10 protein-coding genes are annotated in these 14,661 nt (G+C 64.0%); 9 read left to right on the plus strand and 1 reads right to left on the minus strand.

Annotation, left to right across the window (positions count from 1 at the left end; translation table 11 throughout):
• Positions 1-21: 21 nt before the first annotated feature.
• The 3 genes from istA (at position 22) to ACK586_RS02820 (ending at position 2,514) form a co-directional block, all read left to right on the plus strand.
• Complete coding sequence (istA, locus tag ACK586_RS02810) at positions 22-1,530, plus strand: IS21 family transposase (RefSeq protein WP_409328933.1); 1,509 nt, start codon at positions 22-24, stop codon at positions 1,528-1,530.
• The gene (gene istB, locus ACK586_RS02815; protein WP_409328934.1) at positions 1,527-2,303 is read left to right on the plus strand and encodes an IS21-like element helper ATPase IstB; all 777 of its coding nucleotides are present in this window, start codon (positions 1,527-1,529) and stop codon (positions 2,301-2,303) included. Before istA ends, istB begins: the two co-directional genes overlap by 4 nt.
• Positions 2,304-2,370: 67 nt before the next feature.
• Complete coding sequence (locus tag ACK586_RS02820; RefSeq protein ID WP_409328935.1) at positions 2,371-2,514, plus strand: hypothetical protein; 144 nt, start codon at positions 2,371-2,373, stop codon at positions 2,512-2,514.
• A 275-nt stretch (positions 2,515-2,789) separates the two neighbouring features.
• Here the strand turns inward: ACK586_RS02820 and ACK586_RS02825 are convergent, their stop codons facing one another.
• On the minus strand, positions 2,790-3,329 hold the full coding sequence (locus ACK586_RS02825; RefSeq protein WP_409328936.1) for a hypothetical protein: 540 nt from the start codon (positions 3,327-3,329) through the stop codon (positions 2,790-2,792).
• A 316-nt stretch (positions 3,330-3,645) separates the two neighbouring features.
• Here ACK586_RS02825 and ACK586_RS02830 point away from each other — a divergent pair, with 316 nt between their 5' ends.
• Genes ACK586_RS02830 through pglZ form a run of 6 tightly spaced genes read left to right on the plus strand, consistent with a single transcriptional unit; the run spans position 3,646 to position 14,656 of the window.
• Positions 3,646-3,867, plus strand: coding sequence for a helix-turn-helix domain-containing protein (locus ACK586_RS02830; protein WP_425330360.1), 222 nt, complete (start codon positions 3,646-3,648; stop codon positions 3,865-3,867).
• A 3-nt stretch (positions 3,868-3,870) separates the two neighbouring features.
• Entirely contained in the window at positions 3,871-4,566 is a 696-nt protein-coding gene (locus ACK586_RS02835; protein WP_409328937.1) for a DUF1819 family protein, read from the plus strand.
• Positions 4,563-5,162, plus strand: a complete 600-nt coding sequence (locus ACK586_RS02840; protein ID WP_409328938.1) for a DUF1788 domain-containing protein — start codon at positions 4,563-4,565, stop codon at positions 5,160-5,162. Before ACK586_RS02835 ends, ACK586_RS02840 begins: the two co-directional genes overlap by 4 nt.
• A 4-nt stretch (positions 5,163-5,166) precedes the next feature.
• Positions 5,167-8,640 (plus strand): BREX system P-loop protein BrxC, encoded by a 3,474-nt coding sequence (brxC, locus tag ACK586_RS02845; protein ID WP_409328939.1) that lies wholly within the window; start codon positions 5,167-5,169, stop codon positions 8,638-8,640.
• Positions 8,640-12,164: a BREX-1 system adenine-specific DNA-methyltransferase PglX gene (gene pglX, locus ACK586_RS02850; protein ID WP_409328940.1), complete on the plus strand. Its 3,525-nt coding sequence runs from the start codon at positions 8,640-8,642 to the stop codon at positions 12,162-12,164. Before brxC ends, pglX begins: the two co-directional genes overlap by 1 nt.
• Entirely contained in the window at positions 12,161-14,656 is a 2,496-nt protein-coding gene (gene pglZ / locus ACK586_RS02855; RefSeq protein ID WP_409328941.1) for a BREX-1 system phosphatase PglZ type A, read from the plus strand. Before pglX ends, pglZ begins: the two co-directional genes overlap by 4 nt.
• Positions 14,657-14,661: the final 5 nt, after the last annotated feature.

The following is a 14,661-nucleotide window of genomic DNA, read 5'->3' on the forward strand; positions in this document are numbered from 1 at the left end:
GCACCGCCCAGGGGAGCTCCATTGAAGTCTGCGAGGGAAGAGTTGGATGTGTTGACGGCCTACCGCGAGGTGGGCAGCTACCGGGGAGCGGCCGCGATCTGCGGCACGACCCACAAGACGGTGAAGCGGATCGTCGCCCGGCACGAGGCCGGCGGGCAGCGTCCGGTCCGGGCGCCGCGGCCGGCGAACTACGAGGTCGTCCGCGAGTTGGTGGCCGGGAAGGTCGAGTCCACGCGCGGCCGGATCAGCGCCAAGCGGCTGCTGCCGGCGGCGCTGGCGGCCGGCTACGAAGGGTCGGCGCGGAACTTCCGGCGGCTGGTCGCGGCCGAGAAGAGCACCTGGCGGCAGACCAACGCCCGCAGCCGCCGGCCGGCGGTGTGGGCGCCGGGTGAGGTGCTGGCCATCGACTGGGGCGTCCTGGGCGGGCTGCACGTGTTCTGCGCGGTGCTGGCGTTCTCCCGGGTCCGGTTCGTCCGCTTCGCCACCGACGAGCGCGCCGAGACCACCCTGGCGCTTCTGGCCGAGTGCTTCGAGGTCCTCGGCGGGGTGCCGAAGATGGTGCTGGCCGACCGGATGGGCTGCCTCAAGGGCGGGGTGGTCGCCGACGTGGTGGTGCCGACCCCGGACTACGTCCGCTTCGCCGCGCACTACCGGTTCCGCCCGGACTTCTGCCGGGCCGCCGACCCGGCCAGCAAGGGCATCGTGGAGAACCTGGTCGGCTACGCCAAGACCGACCTGATGATCCCGCTGCTGGCCGACGGTGAGGCGCCGGTGGCCGACCTGGCCGCGGCGAACGCGGCCGCGGCGGCCTGGTGCGCGGAGGTCAACGGTGCGCTGCACTCGGAGATCGCCGCGGTTCCGGCGCAGCGGCTCGCGGTCGAGCGGGAGCTGCTGGGGCCGTTGCCCTCGTTGCGCCCGGCTCTGGGCCGGATGACGCTGCGCAAGGTCGACAAGCTGTCGTGCGTGCGGTTCTCCTCGGCCCGCTACTCGGTGCCGACCGCGCTGATCGGCACTCAGGTGCAGCTGCTGGCCGCCGACGGCCGGCTGACCATCCTGGTGCCGGGCACCGGGGAGGTCGTCGCCGAGCACCCGCTGATGGCCCCGGGCGGGGCCAGCGTGCTCGATGAGCACTACGGCGGCCCGCGCCGGGCCCCGCAGCGTTCGGCGCGCCCGAGAACGGCGGCGGAGAAGGCGTTCTGCGCCCTGGGCCCGGTCGCCGAGCAGTGGCTGGTCGGCGCCGCCGCCGCGGGCAACACCCGGCTGGGCCCCGAGCTGGCCGAGCTGGCCGCGCTGGAGGCCGCGCACGGACGCGACGCGCTGACCGCCGCGCTGGGCCGGGCGGTGGCCTTCGGCCGCTGGCGGGCCGCCGACATCCGCTCGATCCTGGCCGCCGGCACCGGGGTCGCGCACCCGCGCCCGGCCGGAGATGCGCTGGTCATCGAGCTGCCGGCCACCGCCACCCGGCCGCTGAGCCAGTACTCGATGGCCAACCTGAGCGGCAGCGGGGCCACGGCAGGAGGCCGGTCATGACCGCGACCGCGCCGCCGGGCCTGCCGGCCGACCTGGAGGGCGGGCTGCGCCGGCTCAAGCTCGCCGCCATGCGCGCCCTCGCCCCCGAGCTGCTGACCACCGCCAAGACCCAGCGGTGGGCACCGGAGGAGCTTCTGCGGGCTCTGATCGAGGCCGAGATCGGCGCCCGGGACGCCTCCAACACCCGGCTGCGGCTCAAGGCCGCCGGCTTCCCGATGGTCAAGACGCTCGAGGAGTTCGACCTCGCCGCCAGCAGCATCCCCGCACCGACCTGGGCCTACTTGACCAGCCTGGAGTGGATCCGCGCCCGGGAGAACCTCTGCCTCGTCGGCCCGGCCGGCACCGGCAAGAGCCACACCCTGCTCGCCCTGGGCCACGCCGCCGTGCTCGCCGGGCACCGGGTCCGCTACTTCACCGCCGCCGACCTGGTCGAGAACCTCTACCGCGGGCTGGCCGACAACAGCGTGGGCCGGGTCATCGACACCCTGCTGCGCAACGACCTGATCGTCATCGACGAGGTCGGCTTCGCGCCGCTGGACGACACCGGCACCCAACTGCTGTTCCGGTTCGTCGCCGCCGCCTACGAACGCCGCGCCCTGGGCATCGGCTCGCACTGGGCCTTCGACCAGTGGGGCCGGTTCCTGCCCGAGCACACCACCGCCGTCAGCCTGCTCGACCGGCTGCTGCACCACAGCGTCGTCATCGCCACCGACGGCGAATCCTACCGGATGCGCCAAGCCCGCACCCGAGGAGGTGACCGCCCCACCCGCTGATCAACCGCGAGGGGTGGGGACTTTCACCTGGCCACGAACGGGGACTTCAGCTTGGCCATTGACAGACATGCTGGCCCGCGACCTGGTCAGCGAGCTCTCGGAGGCGCCCGGTGGGCGCGAGCCGCTGAAGGAGACGAGGCCGGGGGAGTACCAGGTCAGCTGGCTGGAGGGCGACGACCCCGGCTGGTGGCAGCGCTATCCGGGATGGTGACCGTGAAACGCACGGCTTCGGCCTGACCGAGAGCCGACTGGTCCTCTCGCCTCATGCGGCCGACTGCAGTCGCCGCCACGTGTCTCCGGGCGCGTGGATGACTTGCGGCGACATGCGGAAGGGGCACGCGCGGTCTGGCGTACGGGAGTGGCGCGACCTCGCGGTGGCTGCATCGTTCGTGTCTGCGGCGGCGTCATGCAACCGGCGGGCACAGGCCATGCCTGTCGCAGTGGGGTCCCCGTCTGTCCAAGGTCGCTGGGGAGAGCGAGGTTAGGTCAGCTCAGATAGTCGACCTCCACGGCGGCCTGCTCCCAACTGAGCCGGTCGTCCCAGTTCGGCTCCGGCGGGAGGGCCCAGTAGGAGATGTCGCTGTTGTAGCTCCAGCGGCCGGTGCCGCGGCCGGGCCGGAAAAGCACGTTGCCCCTACGGCTGAGCTCGCCGAGGGTGCGGGCGAGGTAGGCCGACGCGGTGTACTGCGACGGCGCGAGGTGGGTGTGGCCGTGTCGCCGGACAAGCTTGCGGAAGTCCTCGGGATGGGCCTGGGCGTAGGCACGCTCGACCAGGCCGTACTCAACCCATTGCCCGGGGTAGGAGCTGAGCGCAGCGGGCAGCTCCACGTGCAGGCCGAGTGCGGCGGCCAGCCCGCTGGCGCCGGCCGCGTGGGGTGGTTCGGGGACGAAGGACCAGATCCAGGGCCCCGGCCGGGGATGGCCCTGCCGGCGGCATGCGAACACCTCGGTCTTGGCCTCGTCGTGCAGCGGAACTCCGTGGATCCCTTCATCAGCGTGGAAGGGGCAGACTTGGATCGTCATCACGAACTCCTCACAGTGCCTTGCGCCGCCGAGCCTCCCGGCGGTGACGTGCTCGTTCTCCGGTCCGGCGCAACACAGCTCCGCATCCCCGCGGCGGGGCGCGACCGTCATGCTGCCGGATGAAGTCCCCGACGGGTCTGCATGCACGGTGGAGCGGCGCTGTCAGAGGTCCCTACAGGCCAACAACAGGCAGTTACACTGTGTTGCCGTTACCGGCCCCAGGGTGAGACGCATGGTTCACTCTGCTGGACCCGACACCCCCTCGAAGACCGTCCCAAACCCGGCTCCTTCCGGCTAAAGTCCGAGACGGCGGCCGTCCGTGTTCGCCGGAACGGGGACGACGATGCCCGAACCTTGGCTGTCTGCCGACGGCATCGCCGCCCACCTGGGCGTCACGAAGGACACGGTCTACTCGTGGATCGCCGATAGAGGTATGCCCGCGCACAAGATCGGTCGGCTGTGGAAGTTCCAGGCCAGCGAGGTCGACGAGTGGGTCCGTACCGGCGGCGCTGCCGCCTCAGAAGAGCCGGCGCATGACTGAGGCGTGGCCATCCGCGGTCGGCCCAAACTGTCACAGCGTGGCGATATCTTGATCAACTTCGTTCGTGTCCAGACGGAGGAGCACGCGATGACTCGGACGTCGGGCGCATCTCGCTACGCACTGTCGTTCACCAGTGGTGCCCTCCTGATGCGCGAGGCTCCCATCGCCGCCTCGCTTCATCTCCGTGAGCAGGATTGGGGCAAGGTCCGGGAGTTGATCGAGAAGGACAACCTGCTCCAGTCGCGCACTGTGTCGACCGGCCGCCGGCTCGCCCGCGAAGTGACGCAGCGGCTCGCAGTCCTGGGCGACGACGAGCTCGAATTGTTGCTCGACTCCACCACCTCTGAGCGCGGGCATCTTCTGTGGGCTGCCGCCTGCCGCCGATACGACCTCATCGGCGAGTTCGCCGAGGAGGTGCTTCGCGAGCGCTTTCTTCTACTCGCGCCCAAGCTCGACCACGGCAACTTCGACGGCTTCATCCGGATGAAGGCGATCTGGCACGAAGAAGTCGCCGGCCTCACGGACTCCACACTGCGCAAGCTGCGATCCAACGTCTTCCGCATGCTCGTCGAGGCTGGCCTGCTTTCACAGGACGGCCACATCGTCCAAGCCGTTCTGTCTGCCCGTGTCGCTGATGCCTTCTCGTCGCGGACGCCGAGCGACCTGCGCTTCTTCCCGACGGGAGGCCCCGCCCGATGACCCGGATGAACCTGGCTGAGCAGGAGGAGCACCTCTTCAGGGTCCTGAGCGGCCAGCGCTTCCTGCGGATGGAGGGCCTCAGTAACGAGGTGCCGTTCTTCATCTACCCGTACCCACCCGAGGACGCTCTCCCGGTGGCGCAGGGAAAAAAGCGGATCAAAAACAGGCTCGGCCAGAAGGGCATCCGGGTTCGTGAGGTGAATCTCTACGAGCTGTCCGTCGCCATACTGAAGGAGCGGGGGGTCTGGGACCGCGTTCTTGCGGCGGAGTCGGCCCAGGACAAGGACGACTTCCGTGAGCTGCTCCAGGGCATGCTCGACCCGCAGCTCCACATCGCGCCCGCGATCCGCCGCGAGATCCAGGACGAGGCCTTCGACATCTTCTTCCTCACCGGAATCGGCGAGGTGTTCCCGTACATCCGGTCGCACAACGTGCTTAACAACCTTCAGAGCGTCGTGACCGGGAAGCCCATGCTCATGTTCTTCCCTGGCCGCTACGAGCAGTCCGACACCCTCGGCTCGTCACTCGTGCTCTTCGGGCGGCTCAAGGACGACCAGTACTACCGAGCCAAGAACATCTTGGAACAGGAAGCGTGACCTCATGCAGCTGAACGACATCTTTGCCAAGGACGTACAGCGCCCGATCGAGGGCGTCATCAAGGCCGACGACGTTGCGCACTTGGGCACTGAAGTCGACGAGTACGTGCTGACCAACGAGGCGGCCAAAGGTCTCGAGCTGCTGCTCGAGGCATACACCAACTACACCAACGCCAACGGGGTATGGATCTCCGGCTTCTTCGGGTCTGGTAAATCGCATCTGCTGAAGATGCTTGCGCACCTGCTCGGAGACGTCGAAGGCCAGGACTTTGACAGGGCGCAGGTCTCGGAAAGCTTCCGCTCAAAGGCGACCGGCGCGTTCCTGCCCGCCCTCCTCACCAAGGCCGACCGCATCTCGGCCAAGAGCCTGCTGTTCAACATCGACCAGAAGGCCACCCTCATCACCAAGGATCAGACCGATGCCCTGCTGAAGGTGTTCGTGAAGGTCCTCGACGAGAGTCGCGGCTACTACGGCAACCAGGGACACGTGGCGCGCTTTGAGCGTGATCTGGACAACCGAGGCCAGTACAAAGCCTTCAAGGAGGCGTACCGCCGAATCTCCGGCCGGGATTGGACGCAGGGCCGCGAAGAGGGCGTTCTTGAGGAGGCCAACGTCGCCGAGGCGTATGCCGAGATCATCGGCCGTTCTGAGGGCGCGCCGGCCAACATTCTGACCAAATACCGCAACGAGTACGCTGTGTCGATTGAAGACTTCGCCGACGAGGTCAAGGCGTGGCTTGACCGGCAGGAGGATGGCTACCGCCTCAACTTCTTTGTCGATGAGGTAGGCCAGTTCATCGGGTCGAACACGCACCTGATGCTCAATCTCCAGACCATCGCCGAGTCACTCAACACCAAGTGCGACGGGCGCGCGTGGGTGTTCGTGACCTCCCAGGAGGACATGGACAAGGTCGTCGGTGACCGGACCAGGCAGCAGGGCAACGACTTCTCCAAGATCCAGGCTCGGTTCAAGACGCGGGTCAAGCTCACCAGCGCCGATGTCGAGGAAGTGATCCGCAAGCGCCTGCTGGAGAAGAACGAGGCAGGCGCCGCCGCGCTCCGGGCGATCTACGCGAGGGAGTCAGCGAACTTCAAGACGCTGTTCGACTTCGTCGACGGCGCGAAGACGTACCGGAATTACACCGATGAAGCGCACTTCATCGGCACCTACCCGTTCGTCACCTACCAGTTCTCACTGTTCCAGGCGGCGATCGAGGGCATCTCGGACCACAACGTCTTCGAGGGGCGCAACAGCTCGGTAGGCGAACGGTCCATGCTCGGCGTCGTTCAACAGGTTGCCAAGGACATCGGCGACGTTGAGGTCGGCCGGTTGGCGACCTTCGACCACATGTACGCCGGCATCCGGGCATCGCTGAAGTCCGCGGCCCAGCGCTCCATCGACGTCGCCGAGCGCAACCTTGACAACCCGTTGGCGATCCGCCTGCTGAAGGCGCTCTTTCTCGTCAAGTACGTGGAGAGCTTCAAGGCCACTGCACGCAACCTCACCGTTCTCCTCTACGACCACTTCGGCCTTGACCTCCCCGCCTTGTCCGAGGACGTCAAAGCAGCGCTAACGCTGCTGGAGACGCAGACCTACGTACAGCGCAACGGCAACGTCTACGAATACCTGACCAACGAAGAGCAGGTCATTGAGGAAGAGATCAAGAACGTCGACATCGACTCATCCGAAGTGAGCGGTCGACTCTTCAAGATCCTCTCCGCTGACGTCATTAAGACCAACAAAATCCGTTACGCTAAGAACAGCCAGGACTTCCCCTTTGGCTACAAGCTCGACGATCAGGCCCACGGCCCCCAGCGCGATCTCTCCATCCACTTCATCACACCCGAATACCCCTACACCCCGGACGAGATCCGCATGCACAGCGCCGGCAAGGACGAGCTGCGGGTGGTCCTTGAACCGGACGAGCGGGTCCTGCCTGACCTAAGGCTGCTCCTCAAGACCGAGAAGTACATCAAGCGCAAGCAGACAACTTCCCTGACCGCGATCGAGGATCAGATCCTCCGCTCCAAGGCCGCGCAGAACGTCGAGCGCGAGAAGGAACTGATCGAGCGCATTCGCCGGGCCGTCGGCAAGTCCGCACTGGTTATCAACGCCGCCGACGCCACATCCAATTCCCAGGATGCGGTCATCCGCGTGACCGACGGGTTTCAAGACCTCATCAGCCGCACGTACACCCAGCTCAAGCTGCTCGGCGGCTTCACCTACAGCGAGCAGCAGGTAGCTGGGGCAGCAAACCCAGACAGCGGCCTGTTCGATGTCACCGGCTTGACGACGCTTTCCGCGCCGGGGGACGAGGTCTATTCATTCGTCTTGAGCAAGGAGAAGCTCGGCGAACAGGTGACAGTCAAGTCGATCGTCGACAAGTTCCAAGGCAAACCGTACGGCTGGGATCTCGGCTCCATCGAGGTGCTGGTCGCCTATCTCATCGGCAACTCCAAGGTCACGCTCACCGTCGACGGCAATACCCTCAAGCGCAGCGAGGTCGCAGCTGTCCTCCGCAACACTCAGAAGCACGCACACGAAGTCGTCGCTCCCCAGAAAACTTTCGACGAGCGAAAAGTCGCGGCATTCCGCAAGTTTTGCACGGACTTCTTCGACGAAGCGAACGCACCTAAAGACCCGCTGGAGCTGGCAAGGCACGGCGCGGACAAACTCAGGGGCAAGCTGGATGAACTCAAGGCCACAGTCACTGGCTCGAAGTACCCGTTCGTTGGGCTGCTTGCTGAGCCGATCGCACTGCTCGAAGAGGCCGTCGGCAAGCCCGACGAGTGGTACCTGAGCAACTTCGCCGTCGGAGACGAGCTGCTCGACGCCAAGGAGAGCGTGGTCGATCCGATCCAGTCCTTCCTCAACGGTGCACAGCGGAGCATCTATGACGAAGCTGCAGCCCTGCTGAGCACCCACAGCAGCAACCTGGGGTATTTGCCGGCCGGCGCCGACCAAGCAGTCCGCGGTGCTCTGGACGATCCCAACGCCTTCCGAGGTAACCGGATGGCGCAACTCAAGCAGGCTACGCACGATCTCCGCGCTCAGATCGATCAAATGATTGCCGCGAACCGGGCAGACGTCGTGGGGGCGATCGAGGTCCGCAAGAAGGAGCTGGTCGCGAGCGAGTACTACACCAAGGCGACCAGCACAGCTCAGGAAAGCGTCGTCGAAAGGATCGAGCGGACGATCGCGCGTCTGGACGCGGAGAACCAGATCGCCTTGATCCGCGAGATCGGGTCGAGCTTCGAGGCAAGCGTCTACCCCGCCTTGCTAGATCAGCTCGCCGCCTCACAGCAGGACAGTGACGATGACGCCACACCTCCGAAGCAAACCATTTCGATCAAGACCGTCTCCGTGCCCGGTCTCGCCGGAGTCCTTGAGACGGAAGAAGACCTGGATGAGTACCTCGGGGCCCTCCGCAACGCCCTCGTCCAGACCCTGAACGACGGAAAGCGAATCTCACTCTGATGGAAACCGCACCGCTCAAGGCCTTCGCTACTTGGGCGCGCATCGCGCTCATCCGCGAGGTGACAGCCCGCATTGCCGTGGTGCTGGGTCCGGCGTCAACCGAGCGGGTCGAGCAGCCGAGGACCGTCGAATCACTGCAGCGCGCGGTCAACACCGCGGGTGGCGGTGACAAGGGCAGGACAGTGGTCGCGGATCGTGTCGCCTATACATGGTTTAACCGCATCATCGCCCTCCGGTTCATGGACGCGAACGGCTACACAGGTCTCGGCGTTGTCTCGCCCGGGAGCGGAGGGGGTGGACAGCCTGAGATCCTCGCTGAAGCTAAGCGGGGCAGTTTCGACCCTGAGGTCGTCCGCCCCAGGACCCGCGATACGGTTACCGGACTGCTCGACGGCACGCGCCGCGCCGTGGATCCACAGGGCGAGGCCTACGCCCTGCTCCTTGCGGACCACTGCCGCCACTGGAACCGGGCCATGCCCTTCATGTTCGAGCGCGAGGGCGACTTCACCGAGCTGCTCATCCCGGCTAACCTCCTGGCCGACGACTCGGTCCTCAACCGCGCCGTCAACGTCCTTACCGAAACCGTCTGTCAGGACGTCGAGGTAATCGGCTGGCTGTACCAGTTCTACATCTCAGAGCGTAAGGATGAGGTCTTCGCCGGCTTCAAGAAGAACAACAAGGCTGGCGCTGCTGAGATCGCCGCTGCTACCCAGCTCTTCACCCCGCACTGGATAGTCCGGTACCTAGTCGAGAACTCGCTGGGCCGGCTCTGGATGCTGAACAGGCCGACATCGAACCTGGTCCACCAGATGGACTATTACATGTCGCCAGTCGACGAGGGCACGGAATTCGTCAAGGTCAACTCCCCTGAAGAACTCAGGATTATTGACCCGGCGTGCGGTTCAGGGCACATGCTCACGTACGCCTTCGACCTTCTTTATGCGATCTATCAGGAGGAGGGATACGCACCCTCGGAAATTCCTGCGTTGATTCTCTCGAACAATCTCTACGGGCTCGAGATCGACCCGCGCGCCGGCGCACTCGCGGCGTTCGCCTTAACGATGAAAGCACGTGCGGTACAGCGGACATTCTTCAACAAGAAGATCGAACCCCAAGTCTGCGTGTTGGAACCAATCTCATTCACACCCGATGAGCTGGATGCACTCGCTCGTTCCGACGGGGGTCGGGACGCCCAAGCAGCGTTGTGGAACAGATTTGAGCATGCCGAGGTCCTTGGATCGCTTATCCAGTCACCGGAAGCACCACACGAGCTGCTCAGCCTACTTCCGGAGGCAGACTCGTTGCCCGGGGACACACTTTTCGCATCGGATCTCCGCGATCGGGCCTCCCGGCTAATACGTCAGGCGACTTTACTTGCATCGAAGTATCACGTCGTCGTGGCGAATCCGCCCTACATGGGCAACAAGAACATGGGTGATGTACTGAGCGCCTTCGCGAAGCGCGCTTATCCAGATGCGAAATCCGACCTCTTCGCCATGTTCATGGAACGCTGCTTGGCGTTGAGTGATCGCTCAGGTCTAGTCGGCATGATCACTATGCAGTCGTGGATGTTCCTGAGCGCCTTCAAGAAGCTTCGCCTCAGTCTACTGGACCGGGTCAGCCTGCAAGTCATGGCGCATCTGGGGACAAACGCGTTTGACAGTGTCGGTGGCGAGGTCGTCTCGACGACCGCGTTCATCTCAGCCAATACCCTCAGCGAGTCTGCGGGTCAATACGTCGACCTGCGGGAAGGGCGCTCGGGTAAGGACAAGGCCGCAGCACTCCGAAGCGCGATAGAAACAGACTCTGCCTACCGCGTAACTGCGAGCCAGCTAAGGTCTATCGACGGGGCGCCAATCGCGTATTGGCTCTCTCAATCCTTCCGTCAGGCGTTTGGTAGCTTTCCACCCCTCGGCGAGAAGCTGAAGGCTGCCGTGGGTCTTAATACGGGAAACAATGACCGGTTCCTGCGATTGTGGCATGAGGTGTCGCACGATCGAATCGGGTTCGGCATAGAAACGCTCGATGACGCTCGCCATTCCGGTTACAAATGGTTCCCTTATAACAAGGGTGGCGGGCATAGGAAGTGGTACGGCAACAACGTCTATGTGATCAACTGGGAGGACGACGGTCGGGAACTAAAAGAGCTTGCGACGCTGCGAAACCAAGGACGTCACTGGTCTCGGTATATCCAGAACCTGGATGCGATGCTCAAGGAGTGCATCACCTGGTCGGATATCACGACACGAACCTTCGCGGCGCGCTACAGTCCGCCCGGCTTCTTCTTCGACGTAAAGGGGTCATCGGGCATCCCTGCGGAACATGCCGACATGGCGGATATCTTGTCGCTGCTGTGCAGCTCACTGATGCCCCAATTCATGAAAGCCTTGAACCCTACTTCAACATTCCAGGTGGGGGACCTTGCGCGAGTCCCGCTGGCCACCGGCAATGAGGCCATATCGGATCTGGGTTCCTTCCTTCCGATTATGATCGCTCGAGAGGACTGGGATAGATTCGAGCGGTCTTGGGACTTCCAGGGGTCTCCTCTGCTGACCCAAGGCCCGAGACATGGGTCTATTGAGGGGCTCTTGGACGCCGTCCGTGCTCGATGGGACTCGAAGACTGAGTTGTTGCGACGCTGGGAAGAGGACAACAGCCGCAACTTTGCTCGCCGATACAGCGTCCCTTTGCCGCCGGGCCCATCGGCGCCTGAGGATGTGACACTGACCTCTAATCCAAACTATCGCTTTCCGGGACGTCAGGATCCGGTCGAGCTTCAATCGCTTCAGCTTGCTGAAGACATGCGGGATCTCATCTCCTATGCGGTAGGTTGCATGTTCGGACGCTATAGTCTCGACACGCCAGGGCTAATCCTGGCCAGGCAGGGTGGGTCTCTTAATGAGTACCTCGATAAGGTCCCGGACCCGTCGTTCGCTCCAGATCAGGACAATGTGATCCCAATCGTCGACGGGGACTGGTTCGAGGACGACATCGTCGCGCGGTTCCGTCGCTTCCTCCGGGTTGCCTTTGGTGAAGAGCTCTTCGAGGACAACCTGCTTTTTGTCATGCAGTCGATCGGCGTGAAGGACCTACGCGACTATTTCTTACGGGACTTCTACAAAGACCACGTCCAGCGCTATAAGAAGCGACCGATCTATTGGCTGTTCTCCAGCCCTAAGGGCGCGTTCAATGCTCTGATCTACGTGCATCGATACACGCCGTCGACTGTGTCGACGGTGCTGAATGAGTACTTGCGGGAATACAAGGCCAAGCTGGAGGCCAGCCTCCAGCATCTGGAACGACTCGCGGCCGGCGGGGGTACGTCGCGACAGCAGGCTGGCGCTCTGAGGGAAGCAGATCGGCTCCGCAAGGTCCTGCTCGAGCTTGAAGAGTACGAGCACGATGTTCTGTACCCCCTGGCGTCTCGGCAGATATCCATTGACCTGGACGACGGCGTGAAGGTCAACTATGCGAAGTTCGGCGCCGCGCTGAAGAAGATTCCTGGTCTGGAGTCGAGCGAATGAGTGATGCCGCCAGCGTCCGCCCGCATCTCGAGCGCCGATTCGCGGGCCAGCGGGTCGTGTTCTGGCACGACCCAGATGGGCAGTACGCTGCCGACCTGGACGCCCTCGAGCTTTCCCAGGTACAGACGATTCGGGTAGGCAACGACGAGTACCGCATCAAGAATCGGCTGCTGCAGGAGGAGCCAACCAGCAAGTTCCTCGTCTACCGCTCGGGGCCGGTGCCGGCCGGCATCGGGAACTGGCTGCTCGATCTGGAGCTTGCCTACGGAGTCTTCACAGCGGACCGCGCCACCCTCATCGCGCAGGATCTCGGGCTCAGGCGGGAGGGCATCGACCAGGTCCTCGAGGCGCACGAGAAGTTCTTCGACTCGGCTAAGCGCGTCCAGAGCCTCAAGGCGATCTTGAGTGCGGATGATGACGCGGCGAGGCTGCGGGCAAAGATGACCGCTGTCCTGCTCGGACAGCGAGAGCACAGCCTCCTAGAGATCACCCGGACGCTGTTGGTGGAGAACTCCAAAGGTCTCCGCACGAAGTATGACGCACTCGCGGACTACGGTCTGGCGGACTTCTACTGGCGGGGAGTCGCGAGCATCTACGGCTACGAGTCGCCTTCGCCGAGCCTAGACGACCTCGTGCTGTGGATCTTCCGCAAGGCGATCGCTGGCTTCAAGTCCGAGCGCCCCAGTGGCCTTCGCAACATTCAGCTGGACTTCGCGAGTCTGCGCAACGACCGACGAAGCGAGGACGCAGTTGCAGCCCTCGCGAAGCGAGCGGCACGCGATCTCGACTATGCCTCCTCGATCGAAGACGCCAGTTTCCGTGACCTGGTAGAGGCCGACCTGTTCGAGGAGACCGACCAGAAGATCATCAGCGACCTCGCTCGCGCCGTGGCAGAGCACACAGTGACCGCCCGCGAGGTCGGTGAGGTCGTGCGGGCTCGGCAGAATAGTGTGTGGATTGACGGGTACCGACAGCTCTACACGGCGATCGGTAGTGCGTCACAGTTGCTATCCGAGCTGGCGTCGCTCGACCTAGGCATGCAGTCCTTCGATGACGGGCTGGAGCGATACCGGCGCGAGTGGTTCCGCATCGACCAACTTTACCGTCAGTTCATTCACGCCGCTCGCACTGCGGAGTACCCCAAGCCGCTGGAAGCGCTGCGGGACCAGGTCGAGAAGCGCTATACAAACAAGTTCGTCTACGAGCTTGGCAACGCCTGGCAACACAAGGTCGACGAGGCCGAGCGGTGGAGGTCCGCGGTACTCCATTCCCAAACGTCCTTCTATGCCACATATATCGAGCCGCTCGTCCGAGATGGCGACAAGAAGGCCGTCGTCATCATCTCCGACGCGCTTCGGTACGAAGTGGCCGACGAACTGGGTTCGCGCATCCGGCAGGAGGACCGCTTCGCCGCTTCTCTGGACGCCGTCCTCGGTGTGCTCCCGAGCTACACACAACTTGGCATGGCCGCCCTGCTGCCGCACTCGACGCTGAAGCACTCGGCTGATGCCAAGACGGTGCTGGCGGACGAGCAGCCCACGAACGGCACGGCCTTCCGGGCGAAGATCCTTCAGGCGGTCGGTGGTACGGCCATCCTGGCCGAGGACTTCAGCTCCCTCAGTGCGGACGAGAGGCGCGACCTCTACAAGCAGATTCGAGTCCTGTACGTCTACCACAACCGGATCGACGCCATTGGCGACAAGCCGGGCACGGAACGTCAGGTCTTCGAGGCGGTGGAGGACGCGCTGCGCGACATCGTCGACCTCGTGAAGAAGCTGGCGAGCGCCAACGCCACCAACATCTTCGTCACGGCTGACCACGGTTTTCTCTTTCAAGACGAGGCCCTGGCAGACCCGTTTTTCCTTTCGACCCAGCCTCAGGGCGACGACATCAAGGTCGTCAATCGCCGCTACGTGCTGGGGCGCGGGCTCAAGGTTGACGTCGCCTTCAGAACGTTCAACTCCGTGCAGGTAGAACTCGATGAAGACTTAGAAGTGCAGATCCCCAAGTCGATCCACCGGCTTCGCCTCGCTGGCGGTGGATCCCGATTCGTCCACGGGGGCGCGACACTCCAGGAGGTCGTTGTCCCTGTCCTCGCGGTGAACAAGAGGCGCAAGAGTGATACCCGTCCGGTCAACGTCGAGGTGTGGCCCGAGTCCGACAAGATCACTACAGGGCAAGTGGTCGTGAGGCTCTTCCAGTCCGAGCCGGTCAGCGACAAGGTCCAGCCGCGCATCCTTCGCGCCGGCCTCTACGTCGGTGAGACGCTCATCTCCAACCAGGTCGAGCTGACCTTCGATCAGCAGTCGACCGACAAGCGCGACCGTTACCAGAGCGCACACATGCTGCTCAGCCAGGACGCCAACGACCACAACAACCGCGCCGTCGAGTTCCGACTGGAGGAGCGCATACCCAACACCAACCAGTGGCGCGTCTACGCCAAGACGGTGTACACGCTCAAGCGGTCCTTCGCCTCGGACTTCGATTTCTAGGAGAG

The sequence above is a fragment of the Trujillonella humicola genome (assembly GCF_046233715.1).
Lineage (GTDB): Bacteria > Actinomycetota > Actinomycetes > Mycobacteriales > Geodermatophilaceae > Trujillonella > Trujillonella humicola.

Bases quoted from the DNA above. Each gene is read 5' to 3' on its own strand.
- istB (WP_409328934.1), top strand. From the start codon at position 1,527: ATGACCGCGACCGCGCCGCCGGGCCTGCCGGCCGACCTGGAGGGCGGG.
- pglZ (WP_409328941.1), top strand. From the start codon at position 12,161: ATGAGTGATGCCGCCAGCGTCCGCCCGCATCTCGAGCGCCGATTCGCG.
- ACK586_RS02840 (WP_409328938.1), top strand. From the start codon at position 4,563: ATGACCCGGATGAACCTGGCTGAGCAGGAGGAGCACCTCTTCAGGGTC.
- ACK586_RS02820 (WP_409328935.1), top strand. From the start codon at position 2,371: ATGCTGGCCCGCGACCTGGTCAGCGAGCTCTCGGAGGCGCCCGGTGGG.
- pglX (WP_409328940.1), top strand. From the start codon at position 8,640: ATGGAAACCGCACCGCTCAAGGCCTTCGCTACTTGGGCGCGCATCGCG.
- brxC (WP_409328939.1), top strand. From the start codon at position 5,167: ATGCAGCTGAACGACATCTTTGCCAAGGACGTACAGCGCCCGATCGAG.